This window comes from Fulvivirga ligni (genome assembly GCF_021389935.1).
Taxonomy (GTDB): Bacteria; Bacteroidota; Bacteroidia; order Cytophagales; family Cyclobacteriaceae; genus Fulvivirga; species Fulvivirga ligni.
In genome coordinates, this window is sequence record NZ_CP089979.1 from 1,803,889 (window position 1) to 1,826,971 (window position 23,083).

The following is a 23,083-nucleotide window of genomic DNA, read 5'->3' on the forward strand; positions in this document are numbered from 1 at the left end:
AAAGATGCTTGCCTAACTAAAGCTTTCCGTTTTGTTTTTTCTCAGAGTCCTCTGCGAGTGACTCTGAGGAGGTTGAAATGATATAAACTAAAAATGTTTTAGAATCATTCACATAAAAGATAAGGGTTATGTTTCATGCGAATGTTAGCGATAAAGAAATCATGGGTATAGGAAGAATTCGAATTATAGGACTTTTAAATTTACTCGGGGGAATTTTGATATACAACTATTTAATTAATGAAAATATCGTATCAGAAGAATTTCTTCAAACACTCACATTTTTAATTATAGCACTGCTTTTGATATCAATGTGTATTTTGACAGTAAGAGGAAAACGAAGACTTAAACTTCTTCCATTAATTAAGTCCCAACTCGAAGAATTTGAATATACGGTCTTGTCCGAAAGGCCTCTAAGTATAAAAGAAGTATTAGAAAACTTGACATTTTCTCCTGCCATACTGATAAATGGTAGATCCATCCCAGCTGTAATAAATAAGTCTATTTTTCAACGGATTTTCTTAGTCAAATCTAAGAACAGCAATAAATTTGAATTGTTTGTAACCATCTATCAACCCAATGATAAGGATTACAGAATTGAAATCAATTCGAAGAAAAGAGTCTAGTCCCGCTAACATCAACTAAGACGTTATGGCTGTTATGCAGCCCCAGTCTTTTTGCATAAAACTTGCAGTTCTGGAGCTCATATCGAAGCAATATGCGCGACCTAACCATTATGTAATTCAATCCTTTCCTTTCTCAACCTGATCCAAAGAAGGCTGTTATCTCTCTTGGAGTCACTTTTAAAGGTCTATGCGTAGGGGTAAATTACCTCACCTCCAACAACACCGGCACCAACATCCTCGTAGCCACTTTCACTCCCCTCTGCTCTCCGGGTTTAAATCGGTAGTCCAGCGCTTTAAATGCTTTGAGAATCACCTGATTCAGCTCTTCAGATCCACCTTTGGCTATTTCTATTTGCGTCATTTTGCCTTCAGGGCTTACTACAAAACTTACAAATACTCTGGATGGAATGTCTTTTAAGTGTTTAGGCAGAGTGATTGATTTGGCAATGGCTTCATAAAATTTGGAAAAACCTCCTACAGGCTCGGGCATCGATTCTACCATCATTCCGAATATCTCTTCAGGTGGTGCCTCTTCTTCAATTATTTCAAAGAATTCAGGTTCAGGAAGTTCATTTTCCTGAGCGCAGGATGCAGAAAAAATAGAGGCTGTTGTGATCAGTGATAATGAGGCATACTTCATAAAATCTCTGCTGAGCTGGGTGGTTTTAAAAATACCACAAACAGGTTTCCCCGCTTTTTTAAGAGTATTTTCCAGCTCTTCGGATGAGCTATTGGTGAAATCATGTACCCGATGATTGCATTGTTTACAATGTAACTGCTGATCTTTTATGCTCATATTTCCCCTGGTCTGGTCGCAAGGGAAGGCAAGCTGGATGTTTTTAATGTCCGCCATAAGTAGAGAGGTTTACTACATAAGCGTCAATTAGCGGAAAGTCACAAGGTTTGTGTATTATCGATCCGATGGCTGATATCGGACCTAACAAACTAAATCCATCCGATGGCTTGAAGCCATCGGATGGATAATCAAGACCCATAAAAATATTAACTGTGTATTTTATACACAGAAATAAATTGTATATTGCATTAAAATCTAATAACCATGAATCCAATTTTTGATGAGCTGAAAGGCAAGGTAGCGGTGATCACCGGGGGCGGAGGCGTCCTTTGTGGTACATTGGCCAACGCCTTAGCGAAGCAAAACGTAAAAGTAGCTATACTGGATCTTCGGCTGGAAAATGCGGAAGCTGTGGCCAGTGAGATCACCAATGAGGGCGGCACTGCCATAGGAGTAGAGGCCAACGTGCTTAACCTGGAGAGCTTGCAGGCGGCCAGAAAAACCGTGGAAGATAAACTAGGCATTTGTGATATCCTGATCAACGGAGCCGGTGGAAACCACCCCAAAGGCACTACTTCCAATACTCATCTGCTGGCTGATGACCTGAAAAGTGCAGAAGCCATCAAGACCTTTTTTGATCTTGATCCTGATGGTATTCAGTTTGTGTTTAATCTTAATTTTATTGGCACATTGCTGCCCACGCAGGTATTTGCTAAAGAAATGGTCGGCCGTGAGGGGTGTAGCATTATCAATATTTCATCCATGAATGCTTTTAGGCCGTTGACCAAAATTCCCGCCTACAGCGGTGCTAAAGCTGCGGTAAGTAATTTCACACAGTGGCTGGCGGTCCATTTTTCCAAAGTTGGCATTAGGGTTAACGCATTGGCACCTGGTTTTTTCCTTACGGATCAAAACAGAAGCCTGCTGACTGACGCAGATGGTAGTCTTACTTCAAGAGGGAACACAATTATAGAACATACTCCGATGGGGCGCTTTGGAGAGCCGGAAGACCTGAACGGTACGCTGCTATGGTTGTGCAGCAACGCCTCGGCCTTTGTTACGGGGGTAGTAATCCCTATAGATGGTGGATTTAGTGCTTTTAGTGGAGTTTAAGTAAAGAATAATGAGTTTAGAACAAACCTGGAGATGGTACGGGCCGAAGGATCCTGTGCCATTGTCACATATAAAAATGGCTGGAGCCACGGGCGTGGTTACGGCATTGCATCATATTCCTAATGGCGAAGTATGGAGCCTGGAGGAGATACAAAAGAGAAAAGCAGAGGTGGAAGCTGCAGGCCTTTCCTGGTCGGTGGTGGAGAGCATTCCTGTGCATGAAGACATCAAAAAGAGAACGGGAAACTTTGCCATTTATATTGAAAACTATAAGCAATCCATTAAAAATCTAGGGGCCTGTGGTATTGATACGGTCTGCTATAATTTCATGCCCGTGCTGGACTGGACACGTACTGATCTGGCTTATCAAATGGAGGATGGTTCCAATGCTCTTCGCTTTGATGCCGCTGAGTTTGCTGCTTTTGAGTTATACCTGCTCAAGCGCCCCGGAGCGGAGCAAGTGTATCCTGAAAGCCAGCAGAAAAATGCTAAAAAGGTGTTTGATCAGTTCAGTGATGAGGATAAAGAAAGACTGGTGAACAACATCATTGCTGGTCTGCCAGGTGCTGAAGAGGGCTATACGCTTAACCAGTTTCAAAAAGTACTTGATGCCTATAGCGAGATTGGAGATCAGCAGTTGAGAGATCATCTGTATGCTTTTCTGGAAGCTATAATTCCTGCGGCTGAGGAGGCTGGCGTGCTCATGGCTATTCACCCGGATGATCCTCCTTTTCCTATTTTGGGGCTGCCCAGGGTGGTGAGTACCGAATCGGATGCCCTGCAATTGCTCAAGGCAGTGGATAGTCCTAACAATGGCCTTTGTTTTTGTACCGGATCTTATGGTGTGAGGCCGGATAATGACCTTTCTGGTATGGTAGAAAGGCTGGGCAGTCGTATTCATTTTATCCATTTAAGGAGCACACGAAGAGATGAATTTGGCAACTTCCATGAGGCTGACCATCTGGATGGTGATGTAGATATGTATGGTGTGATGAAGGCCCTGGTGAATGAGCAAAACAGACGTGTGGCTGCTGGCCGAAAAGATGCACGCATGCCTATGAGACCTGATCATGGTCATCAGATGCTGGATGATCTGGATAAAAAAACAAATCCTGGTTATTCCGCTATCGGGAGATTAAGAGGTCTGGCAGAGTTAAGAGGTCTGGAATTGGGTATCCGGAAGGCTTTGGGTGATATTTTATAAGGCTGTACGATTGAGCACCCTAATATGAATGAATTTGGCAGGAGATATTGTGAAGGCTTGCGTAGAATGCTGATCAAAAAAAGACTATCATGAAGTATTTCTACATTTTGATTTTGTGCACCTGGACTACCATTGTCCTGGGGCAACAGCCAGCTATTTTAGCCGATAAAAAAGTAGCGAAGGAGAATTACCTGCCAGATTTTTCGTACGCTGGTTATGAAAGTGGCCTTACCACAGATTTTCAGCTGGATAAACCTACTCAGTTGCATATTGAAGATTTTGGAGCGAAACCAAATGATAATTTGGATGATACCAAAGCAATTCAAAAAGCCATGGCCAAAGCGCATGAAGTAGAAGGCCCTGTAGAGGTGATTTTTCCTGCCGGTGAGTTTATTTTAAGTGAGGTGTTATTCATCACCCGAAGCAATATTGTGCTTACTGGTGACGGCAGTGGTGATGATGGAACTGTCATCTACTGTCCTCGGCCGATGAGCTATATGGCTGATCCTGAGCCTTTAAAAGAGCTGAGGGAATATTTAGTGAAGCTCGACAAAAGACAGAAAGAACCACAAAATAACATTGATCTTCCCTTTAGCCAGTATGCCTGGTCTGGAGGTATGATCTGGACGTATGCGCCGGGTGAAAGAATTAAAACCTACCTGCCTGAATATAATCTAAAGGCCACTGTTTTAGCGCATTTGGAGTCAGGCAAAATGGGAGCATTAACGGCTACTGTTGATGATGCTTCTGAACTCAAAAAAGGAGATGTGGTGCAGGTGGAATGGTTCAATAAAGGTGGAGAAAAAGGGGCTTTATTAGACCAGCTTTATAAAAGAGAAGAGGTGAAAATAGGCTCACACCATTGGGAGTATCCTGACGAGCCGCTCGTAAAGCAGCAGCTTAGAATAGTAAATATTAAAGGTAATACCATTGAGTTCAGCGGCCCACTTTTGCTGGACATAAATAAAGAATGGGCACCACAAATTACCGCCTGGAAGCATCTGGAGCATGTGGGGGTGCAACATTTACAATTTAAATTTCCCATGGCACCAAATATTGCGCACCATGTGGAAGAAGGATATAACGCCATTTATCTCACTCGTTTATTTGATGGCTGGGTAAATGATGTGGTGATTAAAAATGCAGATAGTGGCATTCTTACCGAAGAATCGGCCAGTCTCACCATCAGTAATATTACTACCAGTGGCGATAAAATAGCGCATTATTCTGTTTACATTGGAGGAGTACACAATGTTCTGGTAGATCATTTAAAGGTTTACAATGAGGTGAGGCATGCGCTCAGTTTCAATACCCTGGCTACAAAAAATGTTTATACCCATTGTGAGGTTTTTACGGCCCCGGTATTAGACCAGCATGCAGGCGCTAACCACCAAAACCTGTTTGATGATATTGTTATGGACGTGGATTTGGGCAGCAAAAGAAGCTATCCATTATTTAAGGGAGGTGGTGCCGGCTATTGGAAGCCTTCTCACGGAGCTTACAGCACCTTCTGGAATATCAATTTACATTTTAAAAATGGCCATGATAGTCAGGATGCGGTGTTGCTCAATGGCATGGACGATGGTTCTTATGCCAGGCTGGTGGGCATTCATGCTGACCTGCCGGTGAAGATTGAATACGGACCGGATGCTTATATAGAGCTGACTAATAAGCAGCCTGAAATTTTATCTCTATATCAATATCAACTGGAAAAACGAAAGCGCAAATAACAGATCATGTATGAGTAGATTGAGGGGTTTACATATATTGTTAATAGTGTTCTGCTTCGCTGGGCTGAAGTCTTTGGCTCAGGAGCAGGCCATCAGCTTTGAGCATCTTACCACGGCCAATGGCTTATCGCAAAGTTCTGTGATGGCCATTTGCCAGGATAAAAACGGACTGATGTGGTTTGGTACCCGTGATGGTCTGAATAAATACGATGGCAATAAATTCACTGTTTACCGCAACGATCCTCATAATGATAACTCCCTCAGTAGTAATGATATAGTTGATCTCACCGTGGACACTCAGGGCAATATCTGGGTAGCCACTTATGACGGGCTTAACCTCTATGATGCTAAAACAGAGACCTTCAAGCGCTTTCTCTCAGATCCGAATGATACCAATAGCCTTTCCAGAAATACGATTTGGTCAGTGGAAGTGATGAATGAAAAGGAAGTCTGGATTGGGGCCAGCGTGGGGCTCAATATCATGAATACCGAAACTGGCAATATCATCAGACTTTTCAGTGAAAACGATAACTCCGCCAGCCTTTCCGATAGCCACATTATGGAGGTGTTTAAAGATAGTAAAGGCAATGTTTGGGTGGGATCCGCACATGGTTTGAATAAACTGATCAGCCGGAAGGATAATGAATTTAAGTTTAAGCGCTACGGTGGTTTGTTGTCTGATGTGTATATCCAAAACATTATTGAAGACAAGACCGGGAATATTTGTATTGGCACCAAATACAATGGTTTATTTTTATTGAATCCAGAAAACGATTCCATAAAGCACTTCACTACCGATACTGATCCATTGAACATTATTAACAATGACGTTCGTGCTTTGGAAGTTGATAATACCGGCAGGTTGTGGATCGGGACTTACAATGGCGTTAGCGTCTATGATCATGAGAAAAACAGTATTACCCATGCTTATCATGATCCACTTTTGCCTCAAAGTCTTTCGAAGAATACCATAAAGGCCCTTTATAAAAGTAGCAACGGCTCTGTGTGGGTGGGTGCTTACTATGGCGGTATCAATATGTGGGATAAAGGCAATTTTAATTTTAATGTTTTGAAGCAACTGCCTAATGGTGAGGGGCTTAAATACAATGTGGTGAGCTCAATTGTAGAAGATGAAGATCATCTTTATTTCGGTACTGAAGGTGGCGGTGTGAGCATTAAGAATAAGGAGAATGGCACTTTTTCATATATCACTTCCAGTAATTCAGACCTGGCCAGTAATAACATTAAGTCGCTATACATTAACCATGTCTCTGATGAACTTTGGATTGGCGCTTTCAATGCCGGCCTGAGCATTTTTGATATTAAAAAAGGCCACATTACAGGCAACTATGCCGAAGCCAATGGCCTCAGCAATAGCAGCGTCTATGGAGCCATGCCTTATAATGATGACCTGATCTTTGTGAGCACGTTTGGCGGAGGGCTGAATGTGTATAGTAAGCAAACTGCTCAATTGAAATATGTAAACAGTGCCAACAGTGGCCTTACGGATGATCAGATCCGGTGCATGTTCATTGACTCGAAAAAGAACCTCTGGCTCGGTACGCCCAATGGTCTGAATATGGTTACTAGTGAGCAGATTGAGGCTGGGGAGTATCATTTCAAGCACTTCTTTTATAATGAAGAAAGCCGCTCTGGTGAAGATGTGCTCACCATTTTTGAAGATACAAAACAAGGTATCTGGGTTGGTAATAAGGAAACTGGCCTTCATCATATGGAAGGAAAAGGTTTTGCGACAGTAAACCTATTTCACGGGTATGAAAATACCAGCAACACCATCCATGCGATTATAGAAGATTCGAATGGTAATTTTTGGATCAGCTCCAACAATGGCATCATGAGGTTTAATCCTGAAACTGGTGGCCGTAAATTATTTGAAGAGTCTGACGGTCTGGTTTCCAATGAGTTTAATAACAATGCCGCATTAAAAAGCAGTTCAGGTCAGGTTTACTTTGGTGGGCCTGATGGCGTGAGTTATTTCACCCCTGGAGCTATGGAAAGCAATGATTTTACACCTCATGTAGTGCTCACCGGCCTTGAAATTTATAATCAGGACATTATGCCGGGCGATACCACGGGGATTCTCACCAGCAATATGGCCATGACCAAAGAGGTGGAACTGGCTTATAATCAGGCTAATTTCACCATTGATTTTGCACTGCCCAGTTATATTAACCCAGAAAAGAATCTGTTTGCATATCGCATGAAAGGCCTGGAAGATGAATGGACCTACACCACGGCCACCAGCGCAAACTTCATCATCCAGAACTCAGGCAATTATGTTTTTGAAGTAAAAGGTGCCAATAATGACGGCCAATGGAGTGACAGCGTTACCTCACTGCAGGTGGTGATTACGCCTGCTCCATGGAGGTCATGGTGGGCATTTTTGATTTATGGTGTGCTCATCTGCGTGGCGCTTTACCTGCTTTTTAATATTATTCAATCCAGAGCCAGGCTGCAGCATGACCTGGAACTTGAATATCAGGCTAAGGAACAGCAGGAGAAAATGAACCAGATGAAGCTGCAGTTTTTTACCAATATTTCGCATGAGTTTAGAACACCATTAACACTGATATTAGGGCCACTACAGCAGATTCTTCAGGAATATAAAGGTAGCAATCGTGTTTTTAAGCAGCTGGTAGTGATTCAGCAAAATGCTAACCAGCTTTTGAAATTAATTAACCAGCTGATGGATTTCAGGAAGCTGGAAAACAAGCAAACCAATCTGGAGGCCGCCGAAGGAAACATCGTGAAGTTTGCCCGTGAGATCTTTGTATCCTTTAAGCCTTATGCTAAAAATGGCGACTATCAATATGAATTTGAGGCCAGCGATGAAGAAATAAGAGCGTGGTATGATAGAGACAAGCTGGAAAGGGTGTTTTACAATCTCATTTCAAATGCCTTTAAATATACTTCCGAAGGTGGAAATATAAAGGTGTCACTAAAAAAGACCGATGATCATGTAGAGATTTCCGTGGCTGACAGCGGTGCCGGAATTAAAGAAGAGGAGCTGTTGAAAATATTTGATCGGTTCTATCAGGTGCAAAGTGATTCTAAACAACCTTACAAGCAGGGCACTGGTATCGGTTTGGCCCTGGCAAAAGGAATTGTTGATCTGCACAAAGGCGAAGTTCAGGTAAAAAGTAAACCTGGTGAAGGAAGTGAGTTCGTGGTGATTTTGCCTTTGGGAAATAAGCATTTATCTGAGGATCAGATCATTAAAAACTTTAAGGACAGCGAGGACCTTTCTAATTATACTACGCAACTAGAAAAATTATCCAACACGCCTTTGTCCATTGATGAAGAGAGCTTGGTGAAAAAAGAAAACCAGAAAACCATTCTGGTAGTGGAGGACAATGACCGGGTGAGGCAGTTTATCATTGAGTTGCTCAAAGGCGAATATAATATTTTGGAGGCAGGCAATGGTAAAGAAGGCTTGCAGGTAGCTCATACCCATGATCCTGATCTGATCATTAGCGATGTGATGATGCCCGAAATGGATGGTATTGAATTTTGCTCTGAAATTAAAAGCGACCTGAAAACCAGCCACATTCCATTTATTCTGCTCACCGCCAGAACCTCCTTGATCTTTAAATTTGAAGGTCTGGAATCCGGTGCTGATGCTTACATCAACAAGCCTTTTAATGTGAAGGAACTTCAACTGCGAGTTACCAATCTGCTGCGAGTAGTAGATCACCTCAAGAGCAAGTTCAAAAGCGATCAGGGCATAACGCCTTCAGAAATTACCATATCTTCTATAGATGAGGAATTGCTGAAGCAGGCCATCCAAATTGTAAATGATAACATCAGCAACGAGCTGTTTGATATCAGCATGTTTTGCACCGAACTGGGGGTGAGCCGAACCATGTTATTCACCAAAATAAAAGCATGGACCAACCTTACGCCCAATGAATTTATCCTCTCCATGCGCATGAAACGCGCCACCCAGCTGCTGGAACAGAACAAGATCAGCATAGCACAAGTATGCTATCAGGTGGGCTACAAAAACCCCAAGTACTTCAGCAAAACCTTCCAGAAATATCACGGGGTGACACCATCGGAGTATGCGGCTAAGTTTCATGTGAGTGTTTGATCGTACGGTTAGAAAAGATTGGTAAGTTTGAGATATGTTCACAGATTCACAGCTTTTGCTCATATCCATAGTGGGGACAGTAGTATTTTATACTGTCATTTTTATTATTTACAGATCAGCCAAAGGAAAACCCAACGAAAAGAGAATACAAAAACCATTAAAAAGGATTGCGGTACTTTATGGTATATTGATGTTAATACAAATTTTAAGGTTTTTAACTTAATGACATGAATGAACAAAATTCTCATCGTTCAAAAAAACGAAATTACGTTGATCTATATTTTACTAATAATGAGCAAAAAGCCTCCATCGCGCTAGCACTTAGTCAAATTAAACACGGATTGGGTATAGATGCTGCTACTGCTGATAATGAAATTGATCAGTGGTTGGGGAAGTAGATTAATATAACCATCCCTTCTTTGCTCTCTCAATTGCTTGTTTCAATCTTTTACGTTTCCTTATATCAGCGCTTCTTGTTAATGACATTAATAGTGCATCAATTACTTCTTCGCGACTCGGTGTCAATTCAGGCTTATTGATTATCAGATCATTTGGTAATATTTTGCCTACTAATTCTGATAGCTGCGGATTATAATTTATATAGGTGGTGTCACTTTTCCACGGAATTTGATAGAACTTTTGCCCGTAAGTACTAAATATTAATGTGTCAGTAGAATTCTCAAAAGCAAGTGTCATGTTTGAATAATCGCTAGTATTGGTTTTAAGAAGCGTATTCAAAAGTAAATAGTTAAATAATTTCCTGTTTTTAAGAAGTAGAAGTCCATATTCTTTTTGTAAACTATTAAAGTCCGAAACCAAACTAGAGGAAAGCCATTTGTCTGCTAGTTGGTTTTTATAATTATTATGCCATACACTGTCCATTTCAAGATATTCAGTGATGCTTCCTATTCCTTTTGGGTTGTTAATAAAATAGATGAGACTGTCAATATAGCTACTGGCGATGGAGTCAATTACGAGGTCTTGAATTTCAGTGTTTATCTTATAGAAATTAGGTATTCGTCCCTCGTAGAATCCACCTAATGAGTCCGGTCTTTTATATTCTCTAAAAATTTTAAGAGCATGAGTTGAGTCGTTCAAATTACATTTGTAAATACGTCCGTAAATAATGCTGTAATTGATATTTTCCTCATCAACGATCACTAATCTGTCGAAGTTAGATCTTTCTACAACTTGACCGAAAGAAGTCGAACAGATAAACAAAATGATTGGTAGTAATTTATACATAAACCTTGTGTGCAATAATATCTGATTATTATGCTCGAAAATTTTTTAAGCTACATCAATAAATAGCAATCTAACCATTTTCAATCAAACTCATGGTCAATAGCCAGTAGTCCTTCGTGAGATCACATGACTTAACTCCATTATCTTCCCCATAACCCCTCCTAAACCCCAATTTTGTACGATTCCCCCCCCGTTTCCGGACTCTTCATACCTCAGATATAACTAAGATTGTTGCTGATCAACTCATTGTAACATGAAGTTAAAATCAGCATGGCCAGAATTTCTATTAGGGCTATTCATAGTGCTTATGACGCTGGTCATCATATATCTAAGTTAAATCCTTATAACATGAAGAACGCATTACTACTAAAAAGAAAAATCCTAACCATGGTATGGTTAGTCTGTTCCTGCGTGGCTGCTTATGGCCAGGCACGAACTGTGACTGGGGTTGTTACTTCTTCGGAAGATGGCTCTCCACTACCCGGAGTGAACATAGTAATTGAAGGCACCAGCAGAGGAACTACCACAGATGTGGGGGGTAAGTTCTCTGTACAGGCAGCACCGGAAGATTATTTACTCATTTCATTTATTGGGTTTAAACAGGAAAGGGTGCAGGTAGGAAACCAAAGTGCAATCGAAATTAAATTGGAATCCGATCTACTATCTCTTTCTGAAGTGGTTGTGGTAGGTTATGGAGCCGTTAAGAAAAGCGATCTTACCGGCTCCGTATCCTCAGTTAAGGCTAAGGACATCGAAGCTTTTCCTTCACTGTCTGCAGTAGGTACCTTGCAAGGTCGTGCTGCCGGGGTGCAGATACAAGCCAATAACGGTGGGGAGCCTGGGGCTAACTATAACATCCGTATTCGTGGAGGTACTTCTATCAATGCCAGCAGTGATCCTATCATTGTGGTAGATGGATTTGTGGGGGCTGAAATGCCACCGCCACAAGATATTGCCTCTATAGAAGTGCTTAAAGATGCCTCAGCCACAGCCATTTATGGTTCCAGAGGTGCTAATGGAGTTATCCTGGTATCTACCAAGCAGGGTAAAAGTGGCCAGATGAAAATAGATTTCAATACCTCTTATTCATCTCAAAAAGTATTAAATCAGCTAGATCTGCTTACCGGTGATCAGTTTACAGATTACATGCAAGACATCAATCCTGGCTACACCGGCGGAGGTGCCAATACTGACTGGCAGGATGAAATTTACAGAACAGGTTTCATCTCTAATAACCAGCTGTCATTAAGCGGAGGAACTGATAATGTAAGGTATTATTTATCAGGTACTTATTTCGATCAGGATGGTGTAATCATCGGCTCTGATTACAAAAGATATTCATTAAACAGTAACATAGATGTAAAAGCCACTGATCGTTTGTCCATTGGTTTAAATATGTATGGCAGAAGAAGTACTTCCGCAGGTGTAAGCACCCAGGAGGGAAGTGGCGGTGCTGGTAGCGCAGGTATTGTTTCATCGGCCTTTAGGTTTAATCCAGACTTGCCTATTTATAAAGAAGATGGTTCGTTTACCAGATCAATAGTAGGGGATCAGATTGACAACCCTTATGCTTTAGGTACGCAATATGACAGAGAGAATAAAACCGATTATTTCAGGTTTAACACTTATGGAGACCTGAAGATTTTAGACTGGTTAAGCTTCAAAACTACGTTAGGTATCTCCGTGAATAATTATAGAACCGGTGAGTTTTACCCAACCACGCTCATGCGCGGTGAATCTCAGAACGGTACCGCAGATATCAACTCAGGGAAAAATACGTCAGTTTTAACTGAAAACTATTTTACCGTAGATAAAGAGATAGGTTCGGCCCATCATATTACTTGGGTAACGGGTTATTCATTCCAGAAATATACTAATGAAAACTGGCAGGCGGGCTCTAAAGGCTTCATATCTAACTCTGTAGGCTTCTGGTCTTTAGGTCAGGGATCAACGGCTAATATCCCGTCATCGGGTATATCAGAAAGGTTGATCAAATCATACTACACCAGGGCAAACTACTCATTATTAGATAAATACAAGTTCACTTTCACCGCCAGATATGATGGTGCTTCAAACTTCGCAGCTAAAAACAAATGGGCTTTCTTCCCATCAGGTGCCTTTGCCTGGGATATGAAGCAGGAGTCTTTCATGGATAACTTTGAAACTGTTACCTCATGGAAATGGCGTGTGAGTTATGGTGTTACGGGTAATCAGGCTATCGGACCTTACGAATCATTGGCCCGCTTAGGTAGCGTTTATGCCAGTAGAGATGGTGCACAGATCAATGCTTTACATCCTACTAATCTGGCTAACAGTGATTTAACCTGGGAGTCTACCAAGCAATTTGATATAGGTCTGGATGTAGGATTGATCAATGGCCGTGTAAATGCCACAGTAGATTACTACAGAATGGTTACTGATGATCTGCTTTTTGATAGAAAGCTGCCAAGTTACGTGGGTGTGGGCACTCAGCTGCAAAACATAGGTTCAGTGGAGAATAAAGGTTTGGAATTGACCATCAGCTCTAAAAATATAGTGGGATATTTTACCTGGGATACGGATTTTAACATCTCCATGAATAGAAATAAGGTGTTGGAATTGCCTGACAGCATTCAATACTTAAACTCATCGCCAGGCCATTTTATCCTTAACGATGCTACACAAATACTTACTGAAGGTCAGCCCGTTGGCGTGTTCTTCGGATACGAATATGCAGGTGTGTATCAGGCCGATGACGAAGTAGGTTCTTTTGAGTCTGACCCTGTAGGAGGAGAGAAGTTTGTAGATGTGAATGGTGATTCTAAGCTTAACGCTGATGATAGAACCATCATTGGGGACCCTAATCCTAAGTTTATCTGGTCTATCAATAACACCTTTAGTTATAAGAATTTCGATTTAAACATATTCTTCCAGGGCTCACAAGGTAATGACATGCTGAGCTACACCCTAATGGAGCTAGACGTGCTTTCCGGTCAGAATAATGCCACTACGGCAGCCCTGGACCGATGGACTCCTGAAAATACCAATACCGATGTGCCCAAAGCTGGCACCAGAAACAAAAGACCTTCGTCAAGATTTGTGTACGATGGTAGCTATGTAAGGCTGAAAAATATAATGCTGGGTTACACTTTCCCTTCAGCAATGCTGCAAAAGGTGAGCCTTCGCTCGCTTAGACTTTACGTAAGTGCCCAAAACATCTGGACGCTCACAGACTTCCCGGGACTTGATCCTGAGGTGAATTATAGAGGCAGCTCCATTAATAAAGGCATTGATTACGGTAGCTACCCTAATGTAAAATCAGTCACTTTCGGTTTGAATATCGGGCTGTAATTCAAAACATTAAAATTTAGAAAAAATGAAAAAGCAATATATAATTCCATTACTGTGCATATTCTGCTTTTGCTTCAGCATAGCATGCGAAGACCTGGATGAAAAGCCTGTGGGTTCGCTCAACCCGGAAGGATTTTTCAAATCACCTGATGATGTTATGGTGGCCATCAATGGTGGCTACGCCGGTATTACTTCTGAAGAGTTCTGGGGTAGAAAACTACCATTGGCCCTATTACTCAGAGGTGATATGTGTACCATTGGCGACCCTACCACCTCAGCGGCCAGAATAGATGTAGATCAGTTTAATGTAGACCCGGCAAACGGTATGGTGGGTGCTTTCTGGCCAAAAGGCTACGAAGCCATTGCTGCGCTTAATACCGCCATAGCTGGTGCGCGAGAGCTGGATGTTCCTGAGGAGGAAATCAACCCGATTATGGCTGAGGCTATGTTTTTAAGGGCATTTATTTACTATCAGTTTGTGCGTTTGTTTGGCTCACTACCATACGTAGATATGCCTTTTACAGATCCTAATTCGGCCTATACTTATGAAGAATCTTCTGCTGAGGAGGTGTATGTTCATATTATTGAAGACCTTCAGTTTGCCAAGCAGTGGTTGCCAGATGATCAGGGCCTAAGATCAAGACCTTCCAAAGGATCAGCGGCGGGCATGCTGGCATCAGTGTTTCTTACGCTGGAGCGATATGAAGATGCCTACGATGAAGCTAAATATGTAATTGATAACAAAGCTAAGTTTGGCTATGGCCTTACGCCGGAGTTCCAAAACCTGTTTGATGCTACAGTAATCGATAATGATGAGAATGCTCAGGAGATATTATTTGCCGTAGACTTTAATGGTAATGATGAATATCCTGCAGCGGGTAACTACACCAGAGATTACCTGGCTTCTGTAACCGGACCAAGAGGTGACAACAGGTTCCCACAAGGAGAAGGCTGGAGTGTGGCAGTGCCCAGCATGGAAGTTTATAATACCTGGGATGGCAGAGATTACCGTAAGGCGGTAAGTTTCGATACGGTAGCGGTGATGGGTGATACACTCACCAACTATCAATATTGGGATAAAGCTTCGAGGGGAGTAGCCAGGCCACATATTGCTAAATATTTCAGATACTTTGGTAAGGCGGGTTTAAATGGTAGAGATTCTGATAACAACTACATTGTGATGAGATATGCTGAGGTGCTTTTAATAGCTGCTGAAGCATTAAATGAGGTGCAAGGTGTTAGTGATGAGGCTGTTGGCTATGTGAATGAAGTAAGGCAAAGAGCCAGAAGAGAGCTGGACGCAGACCCTGCTAATGACAGAGATTTTCCGGCTGACATCACTGCAGCTATGACAGACGCGCAGTTCAGAGATCTGGTAATAGATGAAAGACGCCTGGAGCTAGCTTTTGAATTTGGCAGATGGTATGACCTGAAGCGTAGGGACATGGGCACGGAGGCATTTGCTGCTGGCGGTCTTGAACCACAACCAAACTTTAATGTGGCCATAGATTATCTATTGCCTAAGCCACAAAGTGATATCAACATCAATCCAAATATTAACCAAAACGACTATTAATGAACCTTAGGTTAAACCTTTTTTTATTAGTTATATCAGGCGCTGTTATCGCCTCTTGCTCATCAGAGAAAAAGCAGGAAACGGATCAAAATGAAGAGCTGAGTTTTGAAGACAAGCTCGATAAAAGGCTGGAATATATGATGGCCTATCCGGTAGACTCTACCGCTTTTCCTCGCAGCATGGATAATGGTAAAATGAAAAAAGTGTCTTCCGGGGACTGGACCAGTGGCTTCTTCCCCGGAAGCCTGCTTTTTGCTTATCAACTCACGGGAGATCACCAGTATCTGGAAAAAGCAGAACAATGGATTCCTTTTATTGAAAAAGAACAATTCAACACTACCACTCATGATATGGGCTTTAAAGTGTACTGCAGCTTTGGCAATCTTTACAAAACAGAACCTAATGAGCATATCAAAGAGGTGATCATTCAAAGTGCCAAAACGCTTGCAGGAAGATTTAATCCTGAAATTGGCTGTATCCGTTCATGGGATTTTGGTAGAGATATGTGGCAGTTTCCGGTCATTATTGATAACATGATGAACCTTGAGCTACTATTTGAAGCTACCAAGCTTACAGGAGACAGCAGTTTTCATATTATCGCTTTAACCCATGCGGAAACTACTTTGAAGAATCATTTCAGGGCTGATAATAGCAGTTTTCATGTGGTAGACTATAATCCTGAAACGGGTCAGGGAATCAAAAAGATGACACACCAGGGCTTAGCCGATTCTAGTTCATGGGCGCGTGGACAGGCCTGGGGGCTTTATGGCTTTACCATGGCTTACCGCTATACTCATAAGCCGGAGTTTTTGGATCAGGCCAATAAAATTGCATCTTACATTATCAATAATCCTCAAATACCGTTGGATAATGTGCCTTATTGGGATTATAATGATCCTAGCATTCCTAACGCACCAAGAGATGCATCTGCGGCCGCCATTACAGCTTCGGCGCTTTTAGAATTATGCACTTTTAGTAATAATGAAAAGCAAAAGGCATATGCCCAAAGCATCATAGAAACCTTGTCATCAGACGAATATTTAATAAATGTAGAGGATGAAATTCCATTTATTCTAGCACACAGCACGGGAAATAAGCCTGCAAATGGTGAGATAGACGTGCCTATAAACTATGCGGATTATTATTATTTGGAATCGCTCATCAGGAGTAAGTAGAACGGAAATAAATAATGAGAAAATATTCATACCAGTTGAAAGGCCTGCTGGCAGGTCTGTTTTTTAGCATACTTTCTATTGCCGGTTTTGCGCAGGGCAGGGTAGTGAAAAATATAAATGATGGTTGGAAATACCTGGAGAAGCCCTACACTAAAGTAGATCAGGCTAAAAATGATGAACGCTGGCAGCAGATTGATCTGCCACATAGCTGGAATAGTGAAGATGCTACTGATCTGGAGCCGGGGTATCGCAGAAGCGCCAGCTGGTATAAAAAGACTTTGAATTTCAGTGAGTTAAGTGATGGTAAACGTTATTTTCTCTATTTCGAGGGCGCTAATGTCACCACAGATGTATACGTTAATGATGTACGTACGGGTGGTCATGTAGGTGGCTATGTCGGCTTTGAAGTAGAGCTTACCAAATACTTAAAATCGGGTGATAACGAGATCATGGTTAGGGTGGACAATGGCTATGATAAAGAGGTGATTCCTTCTCAGAAATCCGATTTTTTCATTTATGGAGGTATTACCAGGGACGTGTGGTTGAAAGAGGTCAGTAATACCTTCATTTCTCAAATTAAAGTGCAGACTCCAAAAGTGAGTGCTAAGTCTGCTCAAACTCAGGTAGATCTTCATCTAAGTGGAAATCTGGCAAAGAAAAGTTCAATACACCTCACGCTGCTTGATTCCAAAGGAAAACAAGTTTATGAGAGTTATAAATTATTGAATAAGAGTGATTTATCGATGGATTTTAAGTTGCCCAATCCCATACTTTGGGATGTGAATACGCCGAATCTATACACTTTGAAGGTAGCCTATCAGGTAGCAGGAAAAACAGTGGATGAAGTTTCTGAAAAGATCGGTTACAGATGGTTTGAGTTTAAGGAGCATGGCCCTTTTTATCTCAATGGAAAGAGACTTCTTTTGCGAGGCACACATCGTCATGAAGAGCACGCGGGCGTTGGTCCGGCTATGTCAAATGCTATGCACAGAAAGGATATGGAAGACATCAAGAATATGGGGGCCAACTTCGTGAGGTTGGGTCATTATTCACAAGACCCGGAAGTGTATAAGGCGTGTGATGAGTTAGGTATTTTAGTCTGGGACGAGCTGCCTTGGTGCCGCGGTGGAGTAGGGAATCAGCAGTGGAAAGACAATACAAGAAGGCTTCTAAAGGAAATGATAAGCCAGAATTACAATCACCCCAGCGTGATCATCTGGTCATTAGGAAATGAGATTTACTGGCTGCCTGATTTTGAAGATATCAATAGTACGGAAGCCATGAATGAGTTTCTTTCCGAGCTCAATGACATCGCTCATAGCATGGATCCCGGAAGAAAAACGGCTATTAGAAAGTATTATGAGGGGTCGCATATAGTAGATGTGTTCAGTCCATCTATCTGGTCGGGATGGTATTCTGGCACCTACAAGAATTATGAGCAGGTCATTAATAAGTCTATTGAAGAATATCCTCACTTTCTGCATATGGAATACGGGGGATCCAGTCATTTGGGAAGGCATACCGAAAACCCCATCAACGGCGATGGTTTGGTAAATCCCGATGAATGGGAAGAGCCTGTTAATCAGATAGAAACATCCAATGTAGCCAAAAATGGCGACTGGAGTGAAAACTACATTGTAGACCTTTTTGACTGGTATTTGCACGTAAGTGAAACCAACCCTAAGCTTACCGGAAATGCACAGTGGGCTTTTAAAGATTTTGGTACGCCGCTAAGGCCGGAAAATGATATTCCGTACATGAACCAAAAGGGAGTGGTGGACAGAGCAGGCCATCCTAAAGATGCTTACTATGTTTTTAAAAGTTACTGGTCAGATGTGCCATTTGCCTACATAGAATCCCACACGTGGACTGAGAGATCAGGGCCGAAAGGTAAAAGCAGAAATGTATGTGTGTTTAGCAATGCCGCTAAGGTAGAGTTATTCTTAAATGGTAAAAGCTTAGGGGTGAAAGAACGTGACATACAGCAGTATCCTGCTTGCGGCCTGAACTGGAACATAGAGTTTGTGGAGGGCGAAAATAAGCTAGAAGCCATAGGATATGCTGGAGATAGCCAGGTGAAGGATAATTTGATGGTCAATTATACTTATGAGCAGTCAGGGTCACCTGAAGAGCTGAAGCTCTCTTATGAGTTATTAGAGAATGGCCACATTATGGTTACAGCTACAGCAATGGATAGCCATGGTAAACGAAGTTTAGATTATCAGGAGAAGGTATATTTTCAATGCCTGGCCGGAGGCACCACTTTTAAAAACATGGGAACACCCACAGGCAGTGAGGCCATAGCTATGGCTAATGGTCAGGCTTCTATTGAGGTGATTCCTGATAGTGCTGAAAGTGAGCTGGTTATGACCGTCCTTAATCAGAACTTCAAAGGCGAGTTTTTACAAATAAAGATGACTGATATTGTGAAAACCACATCAGACTCAAGGTAAAACAAGACCAATAAAGGGTTGTTAAATTCGGATTTATAATATTATATTTATTACAAACGATTCCGAATGATGGAATTGCTGAAGACCCAAAACCCTTTATTGGCTTAAATACAGTTTGTTTTTTGAGGCCTCTGTACATTTACAGCGGCTTTTTCATATTGTTTTAGGCTGATCTTATGCCTCTTTCAGAGCTACTGACGAGGCAATTTTGGTACGCTAATACAAGTGATATGAAGAGCAGAAATACGTATTTAAATTTATTAATGGCCTTAGCACTTTTCGTGGGGTGTCAGCCCAAAGAAAAGCAAGCGGAATCAGCAGAAGTAGAGCAGCCAGAGACAGTTGCAGAAGAAAAATTTCAAGAGGAGCACCGTCCTCAATATCACTTTTCACCACCGGCTCATTGGATGAATGATCCTAATGGCATGGTGTATTATGATGGTGAATACCATCTTTTTTATCAGCATTACCCAGACAGCACTGTTTGGGGACCGATGCACTGGGGGCATGCAGTTTCTCCAGACATGGTGCATTGGGAGCACTTACCGATCGCACTTTATCCTGACAGTCTTGGTTATATATTCAGCGGCAGTGCCGTGGTAGACTGGAAAAATACTACTGGTTTTGGCTCTGACGATAATCCGCCATTGGTGGCTATGTTCACCTATCATAATATGGATGGCGAGCGCTCAGGAAAGATAAAATATCAAACCCAGGGCATTGCCTACAGTACAGATAAGGGACGTAGCTGGACAAAATACAAAGGCAATCCTGTATTGGAAAATCCTGGTATTAAGGACTTTAGAGATCCAAAAGTAAGATGGCAAGAGGACCTCAACGCTTGGATACTGACCCTGGCTGTGAAAGATCATATTGCTTTCTATTCATCGCCAGATTTGAAAGAATGGACGCATTTAAGCGACTTTGGTATAGATAAAGGCGGCCATGGGGGCGTATGGGAGTGCCCGGACTTATTCCCACTGCCTACTCCTGATGGAAAAGGCGATAAATGGGTGCTTTTTGTGAGTATTAACCCCGGAGCTCCACAAGGAGGTTCTGGCACTCAATATTTTATTGGAGAATGGGATGGTAAGACATTTACTGAAGATAAAGGCTCTTATGGGTGGCTAGATTACGGGCCAGACAATTATGCTGGTGTAACCTGGGCTGACGTGCCTCAGGAAGATGGCCGGACTTTATTCCTGGGCTGGATGAGCAACTGGCTATATGCCCAGATAGTGCCAACAGAAAACTGGAGAAGTGCCATGACTGTGCCTCGCAAGATGGAATTATTTAAAAATGGTAATGATTATTTATTGGCCTTTAAGCCAGTGAAAGAGCTGGATGAACTTAGAAATGATTGTATTACAGAAGCTACTATGATGGTAGATACTTCGGCAGTTTTAGATGATCAGGTAAAAGGTAGCACTACTTTTGAGGCTAAACTTACCCTGTCTGAAATTCCTGAAGAAGGGTTTGAACTGATTTTATATAATGATGTAGATCAGCATGTTACATTTGGTTATGACGCCGCAAAAGACGAATATTATCTGGACAGATCAGAATCAGGGAAAAATGATTTTTATGATGAGTTCAGTAGAAAATATACTACAAAAAGAATCGTTGATACTGAATCGATAGACCTGCATATATACGTAGATGTAGCATCTATTGAAATATTTGCAGATGAAGGTAAAACAGTGATGACTGCTATATTTTTCCCAGATAAGCCTATGGACCATATGAAAGTGGAGGCTAATGGGCAAATGAAGGTCAGTGAGCTGGAAGTGTGTAGTTTAAAGTCAATATGGAAGTAAACGTATGAAGATACTGAGTTTTGGAGAGATACTATTTGATATCATAGAAGATGACCCACACCTGGGCGGTGCACCATTAAATTTTGCAGCCCATGTTTCACAATGTGGAATGGAGTCATATATATATTCTAAGGTGGGTAATGATGAACTAGGGAAAGCAGCGATAAAAGAGGTGAAAAAGCTGGGGGTGAATCCTGAGTTTATTCAGCAAGATGAGCAGCATCCTACTGGTACTGTTACTGTTACGCTAAGCAAAGGGCAACCTGAATATGTCATTCACACGCCTGTAGCCTATGATTTTATGCGCTATGAGCAGGAGGTAGGAGAGATTCATTTCGACCTGCTATATTTTGGCTCATTGGCCCAGAGAAATGACTTGAGCAGGATAACCCTAAAAACACTAGCAGAGCATAATTCATTTAGACATATCTTTTATGATGTGAACCTGAGAAAAGGCTGCTATAACCGGGAGATTATTCGTGAGTCCCTCAATTTTAGTTCAATACTAAAGTTAAACGATGGTGAGGTTATGGTGCTGTCAGAGTTGCTTTTTGAAAAGGCGCTAAGCATCAAAGGATTCTGTAATCAGGTGGTGAAGACCTATCCTGTAAAGCTAATTTTGATCACTGCTGGTGAAAAGGGGAGTTATGTATATCAGAATGGAGAGTTGGAATTTGTATCTGGCTTTAAAGCAGAGGTTTCAGATACAGTAGGAGCCGGAGACGCTTTCAGTGCTGGCTTTGTTTTCAAATATTTACAGAGTGATAATGCTATATCTGCTTCAAAAACAGCTAATTACCTTGGGGCTTATGTGGCTTCCAGAAGGGGAGCTATTCCTAAATATGATGAAGGTGTAAGAAAAATGTTAGGGCATCCGGTCTCTTTAGATTAACGCCCTCTTAATAAACAAAAAAGGCTGGTACTTGTGAAAGTACCAGCCTTTTTCTATTCGATTATATCTATGTTATTTAGATTTTTCGTCTTCGTCTTCATCTTCATCTTCAGAAATGTCTTCGTCTTCAGAATCGTCTTCATCCTCTGAAGTTTCATCGTCTTCGTCTTCAGAATCATCCTCTTCTATTTCTTCTTCGTCCTCATCTTCGTCCTCTTCATCATCCTCAAGATCAGTTACTTCATCAGCTAGATCATCTTCTTCGTCTTCGTCATCTTCAAGATCCTCTTCATCATCGCCCTCTAATTCATCTTCTTCAGTGTCAGGATCTAAAGTGATTTCTTCGTCATTGTCATCATCAGCCATTAGCGTATCTCCTTCATCATCAGAGTCGTCTTGGGCTTCAGAGATTACCTCTCCGGTACTTGGATCGATCTCATCATCACCTTCAGTTTGGAAGTTAGGGAAGTTAGAGCTAAAGCCAGCCATGTCATCTACAGGCTTGAGGTTTGAAGGAATATCATCGCCATTATATGGGAATACCTCTACGAAATTAGTAAGCGTAATGCTAGGGATTTCATAGGGTACCAGCATACTGTCAAAGTGCTTTTCAGTACGGTCATAGGCCTCTCTAACATTATCTGCAGATACCAATAAATATGTGTTGATTTTCTTTTCTTTCCCGCCCTGGTCAGCATCTACGGCACTGTAAGACACCTTGCATTTGTACCAGGTTTCTGAATCTTCATAGTTCACCACCTCTACAATGTTAGTCTTACTGATTTGGGTAACAGCAAACTCACCAGGAAGCTCACGACCTACTACATCATGTACACGTGTTTCAGCGTCAGTATAAGATACCGCGTCAAAGAGGTAAGCATCAGTTACTTGCTTTAAAGATCCCTCATCCGTTTCTCTACCATACTTTACTTTACAAGAAAACCAGACTTTCATACTTAATGATATTTTGAAATTTAAAGAAGCCGCAAAGATATGATCCTTCGCAAGGAACCGAGCG

Annotated in this window: 15 protein-coding genes; 12 read left to right on the top strand and 3 right to left on the bottom strand. The window is 41.7% G+C overall.

The genetic code is table 11. The features are described 5' to 3' along the window. Nucleotides 1-128: 128 nt before the first annotated feature. Nucleotides 129-623 (top strand): hypothetical protein, encoded by a 495-nt coding sequence (locus tag LVD16_RS08105; protein ID WP_233773425.1) that lies wholly within the window; start codon nt 129-131, stop codon nt 621-623. A 202-nt stretch (nt 624-825) separates the two neighbouring features. On the opposite strand, the gene LVD16_RS08110 is transcribed toward LVD16_RS08105, so the two are convergent. Next, a complete protein-coding gene (locus LVD16_RS08110) occupies nt 826-1,476 on the bottom strand; it encodes an energy transducer TonB (RefSeq protein WP_233773426.1) in 651 nt (216 codons plus the stop codon). A gap of 207 nt (nt 1,477-1,683) precedes the next feature. On the opposite strand from LVD16_RS08110, the gene LVD16_RS08115 reads away from it, so the two are divergent. The 5 genes from LVD16_RS08115 (at nt 1,684) to LVD16_RS08135 (ending at nt 9,975) form a co-directional block, all read left to right on the top strand. After that, nucleotides 1,684-2,532, top strand: coding sequence for an SDR family oxidoreductase (locus LVD16_RS08115; protein ID WP_233773427.1), 849 nt, complete (start codon nt 1,684-1,686; stop codon nt 2,530-2,532). A 10-nt stretch (nt 2,533-2,542) separates the two neighbouring features. Then, complete coding sequence (gene uxuA / locus LVD16_RS08120) at nt 2,543-3,736, top strand: mannonate dehydratase (protein WP_233773428.1); 1,194 nt, start codon at nt 2,543-2,545, stop codon at nt 3,734-3,736. A gap of 89 nt (nt 3,737-3,825) precedes the next feature. Next, complete coding sequence (locus tag LVD16_RS08125; RefSeq protein WP_233773429.1) at nt 3,826-5,466, top strand: glycosyl hydrolase family 28-related protein; 1,641 nt, start codon at nt 3,826-3,828, stop codon at nt 5,464-5,466. A gap of 10 nt (nt 5,467-5,476) precedes the next feature. After that, nucleotides 5,477-9,577 (top strand): two-component regulator propeller domain-containing protein, encoded by a 4,101-nt coding sequence (locus LVD16_RS08130; RefSeq protein WP_233773430.1) that lies wholly within the window; start codon nt 5,477-5,479, stop codon nt 9,575-9,577. Between the two features lie 227 nt (nt 9,578-9,804). Then, nucleotides 9,805-9,975, top strand: coding sequence for a hypothetical protein (locus LVD16_RS08135; RefSeq protein ID WP_233773431.1), 171 nt, complete (start codon nt 9,805-9,807; stop codon nt 9,973-9,975). A gap of 1 nt (nt 9,976) precedes the next feature. On the opposite strand, the gene LVD16_RS08140 is transcribed toward LVD16_RS08135, so the two are convergent. Next, nucleotides 9,977-10,798 carry a hypothetical protein gene (locus tag LVD16_RS08140; protein ID WP_233773432.1) on the bottom strand — a complete coding sequence of 274 codons (822 nt, stop codon included), beginning with the start codon at nt 10,796-10,798 and terminating at the stop codon, nt 9,977-9,979. A 372-nt stretch (nt 10,799-11,170) separates the two neighbouring features. On the opposite strand from LVD16_RS08140, the gene LVD16_RS08145 reads away from it, so the two are divergent. From LVD16_RS08145 to LVD16_RS08170, 6 genes are all read left to right on the top strand, one after another. After that, complete coding sequence (locus LVD16_RS08145) at nt 11,171-14,152, top strand: SusC/RagA family TonB-linked outer membrane protein (protein WP_233773433.1); 2,982 nt, start codon at nt 11,171-11,173, stop codon at nt 14,150-14,152. Nucleotides 14,153-14,177: 25 nt separating this feature from the next. Further along, nucleotides 14,178-15,728, top strand: a complete 1,551-nt coding sequence (locus LVD16_RS08150) for a RagB/SusD family nutrient uptake outer membrane protein (protein ID WP_233773434.1) — start codon at nt 14,178-14,180, stop codon at nt 15,726-15,728. Continuing rightward, a complete protein-coding gene (locus LVD16_RS08155) occupies nt 15,728-16,903 on the top strand; it encodes a glycoside hydrolase family 88 protein (protein ID WP_233773435.1) in 1,176 nt (391 codons plus the stop codon). The genes LVD16_RS08150 and LVD16_RS08155 overlap by 1 nt, the downstream gene beginning before the upstream one ends. Before the next feature lie 14 nt (nt 16,904-16,917). Then, nucleotides 16,918-19,356, top strand: a complete 2,439-nt coding sequence (locus LVD16_RS08160) for a glycoside hydrolase family 2 protein (RefSeq protein WP_233773436.1) — start codon at nt 16,918-16,920, stop codon at nt 19,354-19,356. 230 nt (nt 19,357-19,586) lie between these two features. Further along, on the top strand, nt 19,587-21,173 hold the full coding sequence (locus tag LVD16_RS08165) for a glycoside hydrolase family 32 protein (RefSeq protein WP_233773437.1): 1,587 nt from the start codon (nt 19,587-19,589) through the stop codon (nt 21,171-21,173). Nucleotides 21,174-21,177: 4 nt separating this feature from the next. Then, on the top strand, nt 21,178-22,065 hold the full coding sequence (locus LVD16_RS08170; protein WP_233773438.1) for a carbohydrate kinase family protein: 888 nt from the start codon (nt 21,178-21,180) through the stop codon (nt 22,063-22,065). A 72-nt stretch (nt 22,066-22,137) separates the two neighbouring features. Here the strand turns inward: LVD16_RS08170 and LVD16_RS08175 are convergent, their stop codons facing one another. Next, nucleotides 22,138-23,019 (bottom strand): DUF4494 domain-containing protein, encoded by an 882-nt coding sequence (locus tag LVD16_RS08175; protein ID WP_233773439.1) that lies wholly within the window; start codon nt 23,017-23,019, stop codon nt 22,138-22,140. Nucleotides 23,020-23,083: the final 64 nt, after the last annotated feature.